Annotated in this window: 14 protein-coding genes; 12 read left to right on the top strand and 2 right to left on the bottom strand. The window is 47.5% G+C overall.

Features of this window, described 5'->3' with window-relative positions:
* Positions 1 to 155: 155 nt before the first annotated feature.
* Complete coding sequence (locus ACLUYS_RS05860) at positions 156 to 1,688, bottom strand: IS1182 family transposase (protein WP_412659366.1); 1,533 nt, start codon at positions 1,686 to 1,688, stop codon at positions 156 to 158.
* A 605-nt stretch (positions 1,689 to 2,293) separates the two neighbouring features.
* Here ACLUYS_RS05860 and ACLUYS_RS05855 point away from each other — a divergent pair.
* From ACLUYS_RS05855 to ACLUYS_RS05800, 12 genes are all read left to right on the top strand, one after another.
* Positions 2,294 to 2,794: a helix-hairpin-helix domain-containing protein gene (locus ACLUYS_RS05855; protein ID WP_412659365.1), complete on the top strand. Its 501-nt coding sequence runs from the start codon at positions 2,294 to 2,296 to the stop codon at positions 2,792 to 2,794.
* 238 nt (positions 2,795 to 3,032) lie between these two features.
* Positions 3,033 to 3,926, top strand: a complete 894-nt coding sequence (locus ACLUYS_RS05850) for a hypothetical protein (RefSeq protein ID WP_230266465.1) — start codon at positions 3,033 to 3,035, stop codon at positions 3,924 to 3,926.
* A gap of 746 nt (positions 3,927 to 4,672) precedes the next feature.
* Positions 4,673 to 5,275 carry a recombinase family protein gene (locus tag ACLUYS_RS05845; RefSeq protein ID WP_230266466.1) on the top strand — a complete coding sequence of 201 codons (603 nt, stop codon included), beginning with the start codon at positions 4,673 to 4,675 and terminating at the stop codon, positions 5,273 to 5,275.
* Between the two features lie 417 nt (positions 5,276 to 5,692).
* On the top strand, positions 5,693 to 5,851 hold the full coding sequence (locus ACLUYS_RS05840) for an SLBB domain-containing protein (protein ID WP_230266467.1): 159 nt from the start codon (positions 5,693 to 5,695) through the stop codon (positions 5,849 to 5,851).
* A gap of 374 nt (positions 5,852 to 6,225) precedes the next feature.
* Positions 6,226 to 7,971 (top strand): hypothetical protein, encoded by a 1,746-nt coding sequence (locus ACLUYS_RS05835; protein ID WP_230266468.1) that lies wholly within the window; start codon positions 6,226 to 6,228, stop codon positions 7,969 to 7,971.
* A 17-nt stretch (positions 7,972 to 7,988) separates the two neighbouring features.
* Positions 7,989 to 8,480, top strand: a complete 492-nt coding sequence (locus ACLUYS_RS05830) for a zinc ribbon domain-containing protein (protein ID WP_230266470.1) — start codon at positions 7,989 to 7,991, stop codon at positions 8,478 to 8,480.
* A gap of 2 nt (positions 8,481 to 8,482) precedes the next feature.
* The gene (locus ACLUYS_RS05825) at positions 8,483 to 8,932 is read left to right on the top strand and encodes a hypothetical protein (RefSeq protein ID WP_230266471.1); all 450 of its coding nucleotides are present in this window, start codon (positions 8,483 to 8,485) and stop codon (positions 8,930 to 8,932) included.
* A 260-nt stretch (positions 8,933 to 9,192) separates the two neighbouring features.
* A complete protein-coding gene (locus ACLUYS_RS05820; protein WP_230266472.1) occupies positions 9,193 to 10,524 on the top strand; it encodes an AAA family ATPase in 1,332 nt (443 codons plus the stop codon).
* Positions 10,525 to 10,697: 173 nt separating this feature from the next.
* Positions 10,698 to 11,177 (top strand): hypothetical protein, encoded by a 480-nt coding sequence (locus tag ACLUYS_RS05815; protein WP_230266474.1) that lies wholly within the window; start codon positions 10,698 to 10,700, stop codon positions 11,175 to 11,177.
* 41 nt (positions 11,178 to 11,218) lie between these two features.
* On the top strand, positions 11,219 to 11,986 hold the full coding sequence (locus tag ACLUYS_RS05810; protein ID WP_230266475.1) for a hypothetical protein: 768 nt from the start codon (positions 11,219 to 11,221) through the stop codon (positions 11,984 to 11,986).
* A gap of 187 nt (positions 11,987 to 12,173) precedes the next feature.
* Positions 12,174 to 12,668 (top strand): helix-hairpin-helix domain-containing protein, encoded by a 495-nt coding sequence (locus ACLUYS_RS05805; RefSeq protein ID WP_412659364.1) that lies wholly within the window; start codon positions 12,174 to 12,176, stop codon positions 12,666 to 12,668.
* Entirely contained in the window at positions 12,665 to 14,839 is a 2,175-nt protein-coding gene (locus tag ACLUYS_RS05800; RefSeq protein ID WP_412659363.1) for a ComEC/Rec2 family competence protein, read from the top strand. The genes ACLUYS_RS05805 and ACLUYS_RS05800 overlap by 4 nt, the downstream gene beginning before the upstream one ends.
* A gap of 11 nt (positions 14,840 to 14,850) precedes the next feature.
* Here the strand turns inward: ACLUYS_RS05800 and ACLUYS_RS05795 are convergent, their stop codons facing one another.
* Positions 14,851 to 15,861: a C39 family peptidase gene (locus tag ACLUYS_RS05795; RefSeq protein WP_412659362.1), complete on the bottom strand. Its 1,011-nt coding sequence runs from the start codon at positions 15,859 to 15,861 to the stop codon at positions 14,851 to 14,853.
* Between the last annotated feature and the right edge of the window lie 140 nt (positions 15,862 to 16,001).

Here is a 16,001-nt window from a genome sequence, read left to right as displayed (position 1 = left end):
GAGGCTGCTGAAAAAGTCCCGTTTTTTGAAGTATAAAATCCGTGAAATAAAATTAAACCCAGCGAAGTTGCGTCAAAGACGCCCTCGTTGGGTTTGTGCTTGATATGTGCATGATAATTTTCGAAAAAGCCGGTAATGGGGGTGAGATATCCCCATTATTCGGTGGATAAGTCCGTTTTTTCCGAATTTTGGGCGCACTTATCCCAGGGATTTTCCGAAAGCTTAAAAATTCGCTGGATGTTTGACAGAAAGATCGTAACGGCCGCCTGCAGTTTCATTGAATTCAGCCCGCCTCCGCTCGCCTTACCGTATCCATAGTTCTGTTTAAGCTCGGCATTTTTCGCTTCGATTTTATAACGCTCATGCATCAGTTCCTGGTATTCTTCTGTCTCCATGAACGCCATCTGCTCAAGGTGAATATCGCTTTTGATTTTGACGGAGTAGCTTTTTGATTTTGCTCCTTCTTTGTAGCACCCTTCTTTGAGCGGACAGTGTTTACAGCGCTCTACATCGAAGTAATATGTTTCAACCTGCGTATTCGATCCATTCTTGGCTTTTTTCTGACCTCCCCGCGCTTTACGGATTGCCTGATGTCCAGCTGGGCAAACGTACATTCCGGCATCTTTGTTGAATTCGAATTTGTTTTCTTCTCTGCGTGTTCCATGAGTCACCGTGGCATTGAGCCTGGCAGCGAGTTTAATTCCGTTCTCTTGGGTGAATTCGAGGTTGTCTTTTTCTGCATAAGCACCGTCTCCGACGACCGCTTCGACTTCAATTCCATTCTCACGACTTTTTGCGATGAGTTCTTCCAGCTGTTTTCCATCGTTTTTTTCTCCGGAAGTGATCGCCGCTGCAGTGATGATTCTTTCGGGTGTCATAGCCAAATGGCTTTTGAAGCCGAAGAAGGAGGAGTCCGCAGTTTTATGTCCAACTCTGGCATCCTGTTCCTTCGAGTACTCAAGCTCAACGGAAATTTCGTCCATCGCTTCTTGAAGGTAATGAATTCTTTCGGCGACAGCCGGCACCTGAGCCAGCTGCGGATTGTTCTGAATAGCCTGAATCACCTCTTCGCAATAGGAAACGGTGTCTTCAACCAGTCCGGAATTTGCCTTCTTCTTCGAAGGCATCTGTTCTGTCAGGGAAGAATCAAAAGAATAAGCTGTTTTTCGCACAGCCTTGCAGCGTTTGAGAAGCTCTTCTCTGGGAGAGATATGTCTAAAACAAGAGTTTGAATGCGTTGAATCTACAATGATTACATTTTTCGCGCTCATAACCCCTTTTTCCAGTGCCAGATCGACCGACCTTTTGATGAGGTCATCAAGAACAAGGTCCTGTGGGAGACGAGTAGAGCGAAATTTGGAAAGAAGAGAGGGATCGATAATCTTCGTCTCTTCAGGATCCAGACCAAGAAAGAACTTCATTTCGAGGTCGACGGTTGCCTTATGGATCAAATCACGATCGGAGAGCAAGTGAGCGGCTTTAAGAAGCAAAAGCTTAAGCATAAATTCAGGATCGACCGCCGTTCTTCCATAATCCTGTGTATAGTTCTCGCCAACGATATCCCGAATAAAGGAAAAATCGACATTTTCCTTAAGCATTCGCCAGAAGTTCGTTTTGGGAATCAAAATGTCGTAAAGATCAAGGTAAGGGCTGTAGCTAAGAGTCAGAGTATTCGAGTTATTCAACATAAACTTCACCATCCTATAAATACTATACAATAATATATAATAAAATTAATTCTAAATATTAATAAATTCTATCATCGGTGCGGATACTCCAGGCAAATAAAAATTCCGACATACAATTTACTTATGTATGCCGGAATTTAAAGAGACTTTTTCAGCAGCCTCGCAGCTGGCCATTTTTTTGCACCTCCAGAACGCAGGACCAATATAAAATCGGATTTATCTTCTCTTACGAGCGGCAGATCCGGTTTTTGTTTAGCACAGAAAACCCAAATGGGTGCGGCGGCCTGAGGGGACCAAAAAAGGACAGAGTGTTCGAAAAAGAGGCAATTGAAAAGGCTGCACGCCATTTGGATCGTCTGCCCAAAAAGGCAGAGGCATGATCCTGGAGGGGAAAGAATGAAAATGACTCCGGTGCTTAAGGACCTGTGTAAATCTTCCATCCGGGTATGGGCCAGATACAAAAATTCAACAGATTTGAGCCATCTCTTTCTTCGTCAGTATCTGAAAAAGACTGGGTAAGGAAAAGCAAAATGCCCAAAGATTCCAGTGCATGCTTATGACGGCAAACCGATGCATCCGTTTTGAAAAAGAGACGGATCGTATAAATGGACATGGGAAGACTGTATAAAAACATTGGATTTTTTCTGTTTGCCGGACTGCTTGGGATGGCATTGGTTGGACGGAATACGCCCGTCTTTCTCTCACGCCAAAAACCGGAAACCATAGAAGTCCAGATTGAAGGCGAAGTGCTCCATCCGGGTCTGTATTCGATCCCAAACGGATCTTCAATCCAGGATCTGATCGCGGTCGCCGGCGGTCTGAAAGACAGTGCGGATCCAGACGACTGGCCGCTTGGACGGGAAGTGCGTTCTCAGGAAGTGATTTTCATACGGGCGAAAACGGAATCCGGCCAGCCTGATCGAATCAGCATCAATACCGCCGATCAAAACGAGCTCATGGAACTGCCGGGCATTGGAGAAGCAAGCGCCAGCCGGATTCTCGCCTATCGTGAACTGCATCCTTTCACCTGCGTCGAAGAGCTGATGAACGTTCCGGGTATCGGTCAGAAAAAGTTTGAAAAGCTTCGCGATCGGATTCGTCTGTAACAGAAGCGGAAAAAGGTCGAAAACAGGAACACGGGGCTCGAAGTTCGGAAAAATCAGGGGCTTTCTGAGGGGAATTTCAGGACGCAAACCAAGTGAAATCGCTTAACTCGAAACACAAAAAGCGGAAAAGGGGACAAGAGTCCGTATGTCTATACATACCTTGCCTGCATAATCAGGAGCCAGCTCTAATCATGCTATCGTGGAGATATGCATTACTTGACAAAGGAGGAGAAACAGCATGAACAAACTGTTGTCATCTTTGGCGGTCCTGTCGCTTGACATGGGCAGCCTCATGGCCCCTGTTTACGCGGCTGAGGATTCGCCTCAGGCCGTTCGCCGTACTCCGGCTAAAGAAGAAGATGCAGATAATGACTTTGAGCTTCTCAACGAAGGTGATAAGTACCTTCGTACTGGAGACAAGCTGAAGCTGGAGTTCACGAAGACGTATTACAAGGGTGTTCCAGTAGAGTATGACGTTACCTGGGTAAATCGTCCGGGCGTGATTGAGGTCGATGCAGACGGTGTGCTGCACGTCGAGAAGGCTGGTAACTACTATATGTACTATGGACTGGAATATTCGAAGGAAACCTGTGAACGGTTTAAAAATGATGGGCTGCCAGCACTTGTGGATATGAACTTTTTCATGAACTTTGTGGTATCGGACGATCCGTTTGTTTTCCGCCTGTATAACCCGAATTCAGGCGAGCATTTTTACACTTCCGATAAGAAAGAACGCCAGTTTCTGATTGATCAGGGCTGGCAAGGCGAAGGCTATGGCTGGCTGGGATCGGACACGTCCAGACAGCCGGTCTATCGTCTCTATGATCCAAATGCCGGCGATCATCATTTCACAATGGATAAAAAAGAATACGATGCGCTTGGCAAACTTGGCTGGACCCAGGAAGGAACCGCCTGGTACTGCTCACCTGAGACAGATACGCCAGTCTACCGGCAGTACAACCCGAACGCACAAGCTGGGCGTCATAACCTCACCTCTAACACGAAGGAAAAAGAGTATCTGATTTCTGTTGGCTGGAAGGACGAAGGCATCGTCTGGTATACACCGGTTATTGCCTACTCGGACATAGATCTGGACTGGCTTGAAGAGACTCCGCCTATGGCGCATAACTAACCAAAATAAACAAACAGCCAATTGAAAAAATTCCGAAGCGCCGGATTTACTGGCGTACTTCCATTCCGTCTGGCAAAAGCCAGTCCTGGGATCTTTCTGATTTTCATGGGGATTTACCTTGAAGAAAACCAGAATCGGTCCGTACAGGACTGTTTTTTTCATGTGGTAAAACTCACGTCCTCACTTGTCCCGTAACTTAATAGAATGAATAGCTCGTATCCTCCTCATTTTATGGTTAGAGATGGATCCTTCTGCACCAACTCGCTTGCGGGACTAGAAGTGTTTCTTGCTGCGTTTGAAAAGGAACTGACGAGATGGTCGGTTTGCGCAGACAGTCTTCTGCAGCTTCGAATAATGTAATACTGCTGATCTTTTCCGCGAAGCCGGCCAGTGCCATCCAAACGGTCATCACGATTTCATAAGTATTCAGTAACAGTATAGCCAGTGGTTTACGTTACTACCTGTCAGGTAAATCGGACTTCCTGATTCTTGTTTCTGGATTGGTTGTGAACCTTGGTAAGGCTTATCCTACCCAGACTTGCTACTAAATATAAAAAACTGACGATCAGTTCGTCAGAAGACGGTGCAGAAAATTATGGGGCAGCTGATTCTGGTTTTGCTCTGAGAGTTATGGTCCCTCTCAGGGACTTTGGAGGACCACTTTGCGATCTGACGGAACTTTCTGGAGACCGGATTCATAAGACACCTTATTTCTCGCTCAGGATGGGATTATCCATGCTGAGGTGATGAATATGAATTATGCCTATCTTCGCGTTTCCACAAAGGATCAGTGTGAAGACCGACAGATGGATGCACTAACGGGTATGGACATCGATCGAGTATTTCTCGATAAAGCCTCCTGTAAAAACTTCGAAAGACCCGAATACCAGAAACTTCTTAGCGTACTGAAGCCAGGGGATTTGCTGGTCATCCACAGTATTGACCGGCTCGGCCGGAACTTTGAAGAAATACTGGAGCAGTGGCGGCTGCTGACCAGGGAATATCACGTTCATATCTTTGTGATCACAATGCCGCTTCTGGATACCCGAAAAGAGAACGATCTGATTGGATCGCTCATCAGCAATCTGGTTCTCCAGCTGCTCTCCTTCGTGGCAGAAACGGAACGAAACGCCATCAAAGAACGGCAGAAAGAAGGAATTGCCGCCGCCAAAGCCAGAGGAAAAGCCTTTGGGTGGCCAAGAAAGCCGATTCCGCAGAACTTTGAATACGTGGTATGTCAGTGGGAAAAGAAAGAATTATCCCTGAATGAAGCTCTGGAGCAGTCGGGAATGAAAAAAACAACCTTCTACAGAAGGTATCGAGAATATAAAAACGGTTCCATAAGGTAGACCTTTTGGAACCGCTTTTCTTTTCAATAATTATATCCGCCTCGATTTTCGGGACAATATCGGCCTCGAAAATTACCAATTCACTCCCAAATCGCAATCGTAATGTGCAACTGCCATTACCTTATTCTGGAAAAAGAAGAAAGTTCAAAAAGTCTAAGTTATGACACGGTTTTATTTTGCTATCTGATCTTTTTTTAACGGATTTCTTGTTTTCTAAGGGTAGTGCGAAGGAACTTATCTATGAAGGAAACAGCCTTTAATCGAGGGTAGAGCCATTACCTGAAAGTTGAAAAGAAAGAGAACGAAATTGAAGGACAGAGACTTGTATATCGGGATATGAAATGACTGAAGAAAATGTGAGGAGCGCTGTGTCTTTGCACCCTGCTGCTTTTGTCGTCTTCGGGAGGACTTTTTCCCATGCGGTTAGAAAAGCAGGCGCCCGATACGATTCAGGCAGAAATCAAAGTCAAAGCCGCCCGCCCGGATGTGTACACGATAAAAAATGGTGCGACGATCCAGGATCTGATTGTGGCCGCCGGCGGGGAAACCGAAGGCGTCGATCTTTCGCGCATTTAAGGAAATTGAAATGTCTGGAATACCGTCTGAGACTCGCCTGACTAGTTTAGAACGAGAATTTGGAAGATGGATTTCATCGATCTCCATGCCTGTTAAAAAACAAAACCATAGTAGATTATCTTGATTGAAGAATGAAACGCAACGATTTTGATGGAAGGACTAAACGCAATGAAGAAGGACCCAAAAGCGGCGTTTACATGTTCAATTCATTAAAAATCCAGCAATCTCTTTCAAAATAAAAAAATATTATGAAATTCATTATGAATGGTAATAAGTTAAATATATTCGAACCGCTTTCAAACCTGTGTTGAATCGGTTGTACTTTGGCTTGCAAGGGTTACTAAGGCAGGCGCGTTTCAAAGGGAGAGGAAATAATGGCTGACAGAATCATTCAGACTGCAGATCTTTCCACCATTGGAAAGAATTTAGAGGTTCTTAGTGACGGGATTCGCGTCGTTCATGAAGATGTAGTGACGACGAACAAACACGTTATGAACGTCGATTCAAACGTACGCGTGGTATACGACGAAGTAGAGAAACTAAAGGGAGAATTTCTCAAGTACGTAGATGCTCAGCTGAAGGCGAATCGCCTGCAGCAGGCAAGAACTACGATCATTTCCATTCGCCAGGAACTGGAAAAAGAATACGGACATTACGATGAAGTTCGGCGCAGCTGTATCGGAATTTTACAGGCGACCGACCTTGATCTGGTCCGAAAAGGAACAATTTCTACAATTTCTGAAAATTTACTGGTAGAGGCGCCCCGCTACTGGCTGGCACCGTGTCTGGTTGCCTTAGCCGCCTGGATTTCGGATGACAAACCCCTGGCGGATAGAGCGGTTAAGGAAGCGATTCACCGAGATGATGAGAAAACTTCACTGTTTTTCTCGCTTGTAACGCGCAGAGCTGACCGCAAACAGGCGACGCTCCAGTGGGTAAGCCGATTCATGGAAAATCAGGATTCTGAAAACCTGAATCGTAATGCGGTTATTATTCTGGATGCTTATGCGAGCGGGCTTCTTGGGCAGGATACAAAAGGTCTGGTTACAGCGCAAATGGAAAAGTGGCTGAATCACCTGAAGGATAAACCTGGATTTGTCGAAACACAGCGTAAGAACTGGGCATCCGCAATTTTGCTGAAGAAAAAGAAATATGCGGGAAAGGGATATACGTATCTGCCTGCCTGTTCTTCCACCTGGCCTCAGCTTAGCGATGTGATGGCTGGCGCCATACTGAACACAACGATTTATAACTATTTTGACAGCATTTATAAAAAGCAATCATCAACGGAATCTCTCAAGGAACAGCTGGATCAGATTCTGGAAACTCTGGTTACCGAGTTCGATGAAGAAGAACTGCCCTGGAGAAAGAAGGAAAAGTTTGAACAGCTGATTATCGATAATGGCGGGGACGAAAAACTCGCTCAGAAGAAAATGAAGATCGAGGAAACGGCCTTCGAGGAGAAGAAGGATTTCACTCAGCTGCTGACCGATTCGGCAATGAAGCCGGAAATTTCCCATGCGTCCCCTTCCACCCAGAAGTTCGCTATTTCGCTGTCTAAAGAATGGATTCTTGAAGGATATCAGGATGTTGTGGCAGGAAATCGAGCGAACGTTCCTGATGAGATCAATTTATCGGTCGATGGATATTCCTGCTCAACAAGAGACGGGGAGAATGAAAACGAATTGATCGAGGGCTTAAAAAAAAATATGGAAACGGTCAGAGCGGAACAGCTTGCCCAGTATGAACTTACAGCTGGGGATACCGTGGCTTTTTACGGCGGGATCGCCATTGCAGTAATTGGCCTGATCATGCTCGTATCCGGAAGCATGCTGTTCGGTCTGATCGCAGTCATTGCTGGATGCATTCTGGTCGTAAAGCATATCAGCAAAAAGAATGCTGTCGAAAAAGGCAGAGAAGCAGTTAATCAGCAAATTAATGAGCGTATTGAAAAGGGAACACAGGCTTTACGTGCCCTCTGCGCTGAAGTGGTAGATTTCCGTGCTGAATTTGCCAAAGAGGATGCAGTGAGTGCTCAGGTTCTGGATTTCCTGGAGGCGATCACTCCAAGCGAATACGTAAAGAATCTTACCGAGAACGGAAAATCGGTATTAGTCTAGGAGGATCAGTAATTTATATGCCGAATAATAGCGTAAATATCTGTCCATTCTGCGGAGCTTCGGTAAACGCGGATTGTATTTTCTGTACACAATGCGGACATCGACTGACGGAAAATCCTCAGAATGACCAGACAGAGCCGTCCGTAACCGGCGAGGAAGTTCTGGACGCTTTCCCGCAGGTTACATTCGAATCCTTACCAGATCTTCAGGAAACGGAAAATCCTTTCCCGGAAGATACCTCCAGCAGTGCTCAGGCGAAGCCGGCAGAAGAAATTGAAGAACCTGCTGCCTTTGAAGAAGACGCTGCTGTACTTGAATTTGATAATTTCTTTACCGAAAGTCCAAAGCAGGAATCCGCTCCTCAAAAGCCTGTGGGCGAGGCATCGAATCTTGCCCTGCAATCGATGCTGGATAGCATGGAAAAACAGTCCGCGCTGGCTAAAGGCCTTCCAGACTGGGATATTGAGCCGCCTCATTTGATGATCAATCGCAAGAAAAGGGATAAGTAAGGATGAAAGCGCCGGCTACATATTATGAATGGGTACCTGTCTTTGAAGAACTGAAGCGATGCTCTCGCAATGCAGAGATTATCGATATTCTTCATAGAGGGACCCTGTCCTGGCAAAGCGGAGTTGCTCAGCGTTTTTCCGAGAAACTGGTAGAAGCTGTAAATTATCGGCTCAATGCTGCCAATGACACGTTTTCTCGAAACATGGCCCATGCTTCGGATGAACGAGCCATAATCCAGTCCTTACATACTTTACGTAAAGAGATTGAATTTCTTTATCAGGCCGTGAACATTCCAGCGGTGCCGGAAAACTATCGAATTCAGTACATGGATATGATTAAAAAACAGGCAGATACGTTCCAGAGTTCGCTGGAAAAATCCGCAAAAAGCGACAGGACCGGAAAGTTGGGATACCTGATTCGAAATAATAAAGTGAACCATTTTAAAGCTTGAAAGGAAGTAAGAATCATATGAGCGCCCTACAGGAAGCAAAAAAAAGCATGCTTCAATACGCGACGGCTCGCATACCGCTGGTAACTATTCATTCCATAGAAATTGCCAGAGTTTTAAACATGCTTGGAGAAGTCAGTGAAGAGAAAGAAATTCCTTATTTTGTTCATACGTCTACAAAAGGGGTTTATGACTTAAAAACCAAAAAGTCAGCGACTGACGATAAGTCTCTTTATTCTGCTTTGGAATTTATTACTGAACAAATGTCAAGACGCTCAAATTTAACCATAGTATTCACCGAGCTCCCGGATCTGAGTACAGAGAATTCGGATTCAAGGGCGTTTCTGGCTCTGGTCAATTTAGCTAATGAAACGGGCGGTCAGATTATCCTGCTGACGACCAACACGCTCTGGAATACTTTGCAGCGTCAGGGAATGCTCATTGACGTGGCCCTTCCTGACGAAGAAGAAATGTATGAAATTATCAACCGGGTTTTGAACGACTACAGGAGCTCGATTTTCGTCGAATGGGATGACAGCGACGTGAAAGAAGCAGCAATGGCCCTGGCTGGCGTTTCGCAGGTCGAAGCAGAAAATGTTCTGGTTTCGCTGATCGCAAAACGAGAAGTTCTGAAATCCGATCTTGTGGAAATCCGGTATGCAAAAGACAAGCTTTTCTCCGATATTTCTGGTTTGGAAAAAATCGTAGTCGATCCATCGGTAAAAAATGTCGGCGGTCTGGCTGGTCTGCAAAAATGGCTGGATGAAAAGAAGAGCCTCATGACTCCGGAAAAGAGGGAGTTCTTACGGGCGATGGGACTTCAGCCGCCTAGAGGAATTCTTCTGGTCGGAGTACCCGGATGCGGAAAATCACTGTCCGCAAAATCGATTTCCGCAAACTGGGAATTGCCTTTATACCGGCTCGATTTTGCGACTGTGCAGGGAAGCTATGTCGGCCAGACCGAACAGCAGTTAAAAGATGCGCTGACAACCGCAGAAAACGTAGCGCCGTGCATTTTGTGGATCGATGAAATCGAAAAAGGATTATCCGGTGCAACAGGCCCGTCTGGAGACGGCGGGGTTTCCACGCGTATGGTCGGACAGTTTTTGTTCTGGCTTCAGGAATGCAAGAAACCAGTATTTGTAGTAGCCACAGCCAATGACGTCAGTATGCTCCCCAGTGAACTTCTGCGCCGGGGCCGATTTGACGAGCTTTTTTTTGTGGATCTTCCTACGGCAGATGAGCGGCGTGATATCCTGACGCTTTACATGAGAAAGTACTTGAGAGTGAACTTTACCGGAAAATTTGCTGACCAGATTGTGGATATCACCGATGGATTTACAGGAGCCGATCTGGAATCCACAGTTCGAGATCTCGCTTATCGCAAACTCGCAAATTCCGAGTTCCGTCTGGATGCGAAAAATATCGTAGAAGCTTTTGAAAATGTAGTTCCGCTTTCTCAGACCAGTCCGGAAAAAATTGAAGCTATACGAAACTGGGGAAAAGAAAAAGCGGTTCCTGCATCCGGAAAACCAATCGGCGACTCTGTACTGAGCGAGAAAAAAGGCGAGCGCCGCCGTAAAGTGCTGATCTAAGTGCTTATTTTCTGACGGAAAAGACAGGAAACGCTTTTACCCGGATCGATCCATGGAGCTGCTGCGATCGGGCTGAATTTGTAAGCCTTCCTGGACAGCCGATGCAAAGTCATGCAGAAGCAGAGAATGCAATTGAAGAGAGTGCAATAAAAGGTGAATGGAGGAGAGTTGCTGTGCCAATTCCAATGCTGAAGAAGCCGCAGGAGCAGGCGAAAACAACCTTATCTGCCTCGAAACCGAAGAGCAGAACAAAAACACAGTTTGACATGGCCCAGCGGGAAAGACTGCTGCGAAAAAAGCGCTCCAGTGAATATATGAATTTGATTCACAAACTGGACGCCGGCGGACATGTTCATAACCGTCATCAGTTAGAAGAAATTCTGAACCAGATCAATGCCGAACTTCCGGATATTGAGCTGGAAGGCTACATGCTGGGCATTGTCAGCAAGTGCTATTTAGGGGTTCCTTATGAAGTCCATTCTCTCGACTATGCGGGAGGAATTATCACCCACTACAAAAGAAATGAGCCTCTTCCAAATGGAATGGAAAAAGCCAGGTCGCTGGCTATGCGGGGGGGCTACCAATTCATCGAAGTCTATACCGATAAGATGTGCTGCGTGGACGCCTCCGGCAGAGTTTCGATTGTGCAGTAAAGCCGGGTCAGCCAGAATGTACAGCTGGAAATGAGGAGATTATGGACATTATTTTGACTGTGATCGTTATGGTTCTCGCACTCGTCTTTCTGAACGCACTGTTTTTTAAAATGGCGGGTTCCGATGATTACGGGTTCGACAAAGTAATTGAAGGCTTGATTGCAGTGATGATTCTTTACCTGGTGATCATTGCCTGCTTTGGGGATTTCATCAATATTAAAGGATTGCCTTTCGTGGATCAGCTGGAAAATTTCGCGGGGATTCACGATATTTATGCGAATGACAAGACCCTGTTTTTCACAGAATGTGCAGAACTGGTTTGCCTTCTGTTTGTAATTTCGCTCATTTCACAGTACATCCCCAAAACTGGAGGAAATGGTTTAGGCGGCAAAATTATTGTTGGAATTCTCACGCTTGGATGCGGGGTAATTCTGAATAACTATCTGGTCACCTGGAGCAAGAGCAACAGCACATGGGAAATTCTGCTTAAAGCCGTGCAGTGCGCGATAGCCGGAACGGCGGTTCTGAATATTCCTGTATCTCTGGTGGCTCATTTTATGGGGACGAGTTCAGAGGATTCCTTTGCTTCCTTTATCGCAAATCATCTGTCGAAAACAAAAGTATCCAAAGCATTAACCGCTTCCGTTACGAATGCGGCAGTGCTGACGGGCGGACTGATGGTTCTTGAAAATCAGATGGGAAGCTTAAATGGACTGCTGGCTTCTGCTCCCGCCCTTCTTGAGCTGGGCGGAACGATCGTTCTTATGATTGTCGGAATTCGCTTAATGATTAAATCGATTTCCCGATAATTCAGCACAATTGAGCTTTATCTTTCGAGAAAAACGGATTCATCATCAGGAATGGATCCGTTTTTTTGTGCGTTCAGCCTGCCGTTCTGCCGTATAGAAAGATAGTCGGATCCGACGGATTCAAAACAAAACGGCTTCAAAGAGGAAAAAAAACAATATTGAAGGACAGTCTTTCGTATATCTGGATATGAAGTGGCTGAAGAAAATGAGCGGACCGTTCTGTCTTTGTGCTCTGCTGCTCTTGTCGTCTTCGGGAAGACTTTCTCTGATGCCGTTAGAGAAGCAGGCGCCCGATACGATTGAAGCGGAAATCAAAGGCGAAGTCGTCGCTCCGGATGTTTACACGATCAAAAATGGGGCGACGATTCAGGATCTGATTGCAGAAGCGGGCGGGGAAACCGAAGGCGCGGATCTTTCCCGCGTTTCCCTTCAGGAAGAAGTGAAAGCGCATGAAGTGATTGTGATCGCCAAAAAGAAAGCCGATCCCCAGGCGCAGCCGATTCGAATCACCATGGCAAGCAAGGAAGAACTGATGACTTTGCCGGGGATCGGCGAATCGACGGCGCAGAAAATTCTGGCGTATCGCGAAGAACATGGCTTTTTCAAACTGGAAGATCTGATGGAAGTGCCTGGCATTGGCGAAAAGAAGTTTGAAAAGCTGAAGGATCGAATCGCGCTGTGAGAAAACGGACACGCGCGCAGACAGTCGATCCAGCGGCTGCGGCTTTATCGGCCCGCTCAAATCGAGGACAGAGCCGCTGGAAAAATGGGTGGGAAAAAGGGAAAGCCTGGGCGAATGCACCAAAAGGCAAGGATGATGCGCCGTGGCTATGCCTGGCGATCGCTTTCTGGCTGATTTTATGGATTGATCGATTCTGGCTCTGCGTGGCTGCCATTCTGGCAGGGGCCTTATGGCTGAACTGGCGATTTCGTCACGGCTGGCCTGTCCTGGTGTGGATTGGACTGGGCGCTTTCGCGATCGGTGTTCTCATGGGATCAGCCGCGGCTTCCCGGCGCGTGCCGCAGGAGGGAGAATACCGGATTTGTGAAATTCGATCCGGCTATGCGATGGCTTCGAATAAACGGGATTCGGTAATCGTTTATGAACCGGAATCCTTCATTCTGGATCAGACCGTGTTTCTTTCGGATTTTGAACGCATCCATTCGGCGGACAATATCGGTCTGTTCAGCTTTGGCCGCTACGTGGCGCAAAAGGGGATTTACTACAGCGCAGCCCCTCCAAAGGACGATCAGAATACTCCACAGGCGCAGAATCTGGCTCATCCAGAAAAAGCCAGACGACAGGAACCGGAAACGATAAAAGCCAGAGTCTGGCGCTTTGTAAATTCGAGACGAGCTGCGTCGCTGTATCGCCTGCTGATTTACGGGATAAACGACAAAGACGAACTGGACTGGATCGGGACGCTCGGACTGCCGCTGATGGGATTGCTGGGGGTAATAAAAAAGCGGCTGTCGAGAAGACTGTATAAACCGCAGGTCAGTCTGGCGGTGTTTGGAATTCTTGGCGGATTTGCGCTGATCGTTCCGGTTTCGATTTCCGTGATGCGCATGGCGGTATTTCTGATCGCTTCAACGCTCTTTGAAAATCGGGCTAAACGCCTGTCCTTTTCTATTCTGACTATGCTTCTGATCTGTCCGCAGTCTGCACGAAGCATGAGTCTGGTTTTGCCGGGCGCCATTTTGTTTTTTACGCGGTTTGTAGAAGGGAGCGGTCCAAAGCGCTTTGTTTCTTCCTGTGTCTGCATTCTTTGCCAGATCGCCTTTACGGGCAAGGTCAATTTGTTTTTCCTGCTGGCCTTTACGTGGCTGAGGCAGCTCTTCGGGTGGCTTTTCCTGCTGAGTCTGCTCGGTCTGTTCTGGGAAGAGTGGGGCACGGTTCTGGAGAAGGGCCTGTCGTCTCTGGATGTTTCGTTTGAAGCCTTCGATCTGCATGGAATGGCACCGCTCTGGTATTTCGTGCTGCTCTGCATGGTGCTGATGGCGATCTGCTGGAAATGGAGCAAGGGCAGAGCACTGCTTTGTCTGGTGCTCTTTGGCCTTTATCCGGCAATATGGCATTTTGATCCTTTTTATCACGTGTATATGCTTTCCGTTGGACAGGGAGACGCCACTGTCCTGGTGGAGCCTTTCATGAAAAGCGTTGTTATGATCGATGCCGCCGGGCGATTTAATCATGACAATGCCTCCGAGCTGTTTATCCCGTTTTTTCAAAGCCGCCAGATTTCTCAGCTCGACGCGCTGATCGTAACGCATGGCGACTTTGACCATAACGGAGCGGCGGCTTCGCTTTGCGAACAGTTTCCCGTAAAGAAGAAGATCGAGGAAAGCGGCCAGATCGTTCCGGTCGACTATCCATTCGAACTGCTGCTGCCGCAGCGACAGGCCGATCCCGACGACGAAAACGATCAGAGCCTGATCAGCCGCTTCGCCTTCGACGGCTTTTTCTATCTTTGGACGGGCGATGCTTCGACAGCGATCGAAGAGCAGCTGCTCGATCGGTATGTCCTGTCTTCGGACGTGCTGAAACTTGGTCATCACGGCTCTTCGACGAGTTCTTCCTGGGACTTCATAAAAGAATGCGATCCCCAGCTGGCTCTGATTTCCGCCGGCTATAAAAACCGGTACGGGCATCCGTCCAATGAAGTACTTTTGCGCCTGAGCGAACTGGGCATTGATCGTCTGAATACCGCGGATCATGGCATGGTCCATCTGCAGAGTTTTCACGGCTGCATGAAAATTGAAACCGCCGATGGCCTGACGGCCTGGATCGGGAACAAAAAAGAAAAGGCAGCCTTGCCAAAACAGGAGACTGCCAGAGAAACAGATTCTTAGAGTTTGCGGTTTTACTGCGGATTGGAGAAAGCCCAAAGCTCGGAACACTCGCTAAGAACCGCATCGATGTCCCAGAGCGTATCGCTGTGACGGATGGAATTGGGGTCGTTGATGCGAAGCTGTCCATTTCCCAGACCGGTCGTCACGATGAAATGACCCGTTCGGGTAAATGTGCCCGGAAGCATGTGCAAAATAACAGGCTTGCCGGCTTCCAGCGCCTGCCGCAGCGCGTTCGTATCTACCGGCAGCGTTTCACAGTTCAGATCCAGCGCATCAGCGGCTTCGGGAAAGAAGGCGGAGGAGGTGCCCATTCCGGAATAGTAATCGCCAAGCGCAACATCCAGATCGGCTAGAACCCGCGGCGTCAGGGTCGGATCCTGTTTGAGCCAGGAAGCGACCATCGACAGGCACGTCGGGCCGCATCCGCCCACCCAGATCATGGTATCGGCCAGCGGTTGCCAGCCCCAGCGTATGTCCCACTGTAAAAGGCGCGGGACGCTCTTCAGACTTTCCTGAAGGGAAGAGACAGGGGTCTGATACTGTGCGTCTGCCGATTGCGGCCAGGTTCGAATGAAATCGTATCGATCCGGATCGCGAAGGAAAAAGGCGAGAAGCGCATCGGTGTACTGATCGGCGTCCAGAAAGAGAGCGTAGGCTTTCTGCTGATCGGGCCCAGGGGTTAAGGCCGCTTCCTTGAGCGCGTAAAACGTTTCGTCGCTAATCTGCTCCGGCTTTTCGCGCTGGTTAATTTTTTCTTCGTCCGGTTGCGTGCTCTTTTCCACGGTAGCCCGCAGATGTACAGCCATCGTGGAAAGTGTATCCGAAAGAACGGTCCGGCTGGCCGAATTCTCTGCCTGCTTTTTTGCACTTGTTTTGGCCTGCAGTGCGCAAAAGCCAAAACTGCTCAGGCTGACCGCCGCAATCAGAAGGGGCATCGCCAGTGTCATCCCGGTTCTGGATGCAGGCTTCGAAACCGTCTGCCTGGTTTTTAAAGAATTGTATTCTGCGTTTTCCGGCTTCATGAAAATTCTCCTTTTCGTTTTTAAATAGGATTTCTGTCTTTCGGTCAAATCATATTGATCCTCCCTGCAGAGTCCGGTCGGTTCAGAGTAAGCGTCAAATAAAAGACGGGTATTTTCTCGACCGCCTCCTTGGGATAATT

The organism is Allobaculum sp., from assembly GCF_047010065.1.
GTDB lineage: Bacteria > Bacillota_I > Bacilli_A > Erysipelotrichales > Erysipelotrichaceae > Allobaculum > Allobaculum fili.
Note: the sequence above shows the minus strand (reverse complement) of the source record. Positions and strands in the feature narration are given on the sequence as shown.

Coding starts and splice junctions, on each gene's coding strand:
- ACLUYS_RS05855 (WP_412659365.1), top strand. CDS start 2,294: ATGGACATGGGAAGACTGTATAAAAACATTGGATTTTTTCTGTTTGCC.
- ACLUYS_RS05820 (WP_230266472.1), top strand. CDS start 9,193: ATGTCAAGACGCTCAAATTTAACCATAGTATTCACCGAGCTCCCGGAT.
- ACLUYS_RS05845 (WP_230266466.1), top strand. CDS start 4,673: ATGAATATGAATTATGCCTATCTTCGCGTTTCCACAAAGGATCAGTGT.
- ACLUYS_RS05835 (WP_230266468.1), top strand. CDS start 6,226: ATGGCTGACAGAATCATTCAGACTGCAGATCTTTCCACCATTGGAAAG.
- ACLUYS_RS05795 (WP_412659362.1), bottom strand. CDS start 15,861: ATGAAGCCGGAAAACGCAGAATACAATTCTTTAAAAACCAGGCAGACG.
- ACLUYS_RS05830 (WP_230266470.1), top strand. CDS start 7,989: ATGCCGAATAATAGCGTAAATATCTGTCCATTCTGCGGAGCTTCGGTA.
- ACLUYS_RS05840 (WP_230266467.1), top strand. CDS start 5,693: ATGCGGTTAGAAAAGCAGGCGCCCGATACGATTCAGGCAGAAATCAAA.
- ACLUYS_RS05825 (WP_230266471.1), top strand. CDS start 8,483: ATGAAAGCGCCGGCTACATATTATGAATGGGTACCTGTCTTTGAAGAA.
- ACLUYS_RS05810 (WP_230266475.1), top strand. CDS start 11,219: ATGGACATTATTTTGACTGTGATCGTTATGGTTCTCGCACTCGTCTTT.
- ACLUYS_RS05805 (WP_412659364.1), top strand. CDS start 12,174: ATGAAGTGGCTGAAGAAAATGAGCGGACCGTTCTGTCTTTGTGCTCTG.
- ACLUYS_RS05860 (WP_412659366.1), bottom strand. CDS start 1,688: ATGTTGAATAACTCGAATACTCTGACTCTTAGCTACAGCCCTTACCTT.
- ACLUYS_RS05850 (WP_230266465.1), top strand. CDS start 3,033: ATGAACAAACTGTTGTCATCTTTGGCGGTCCTGTCGCTTGACATGGGC.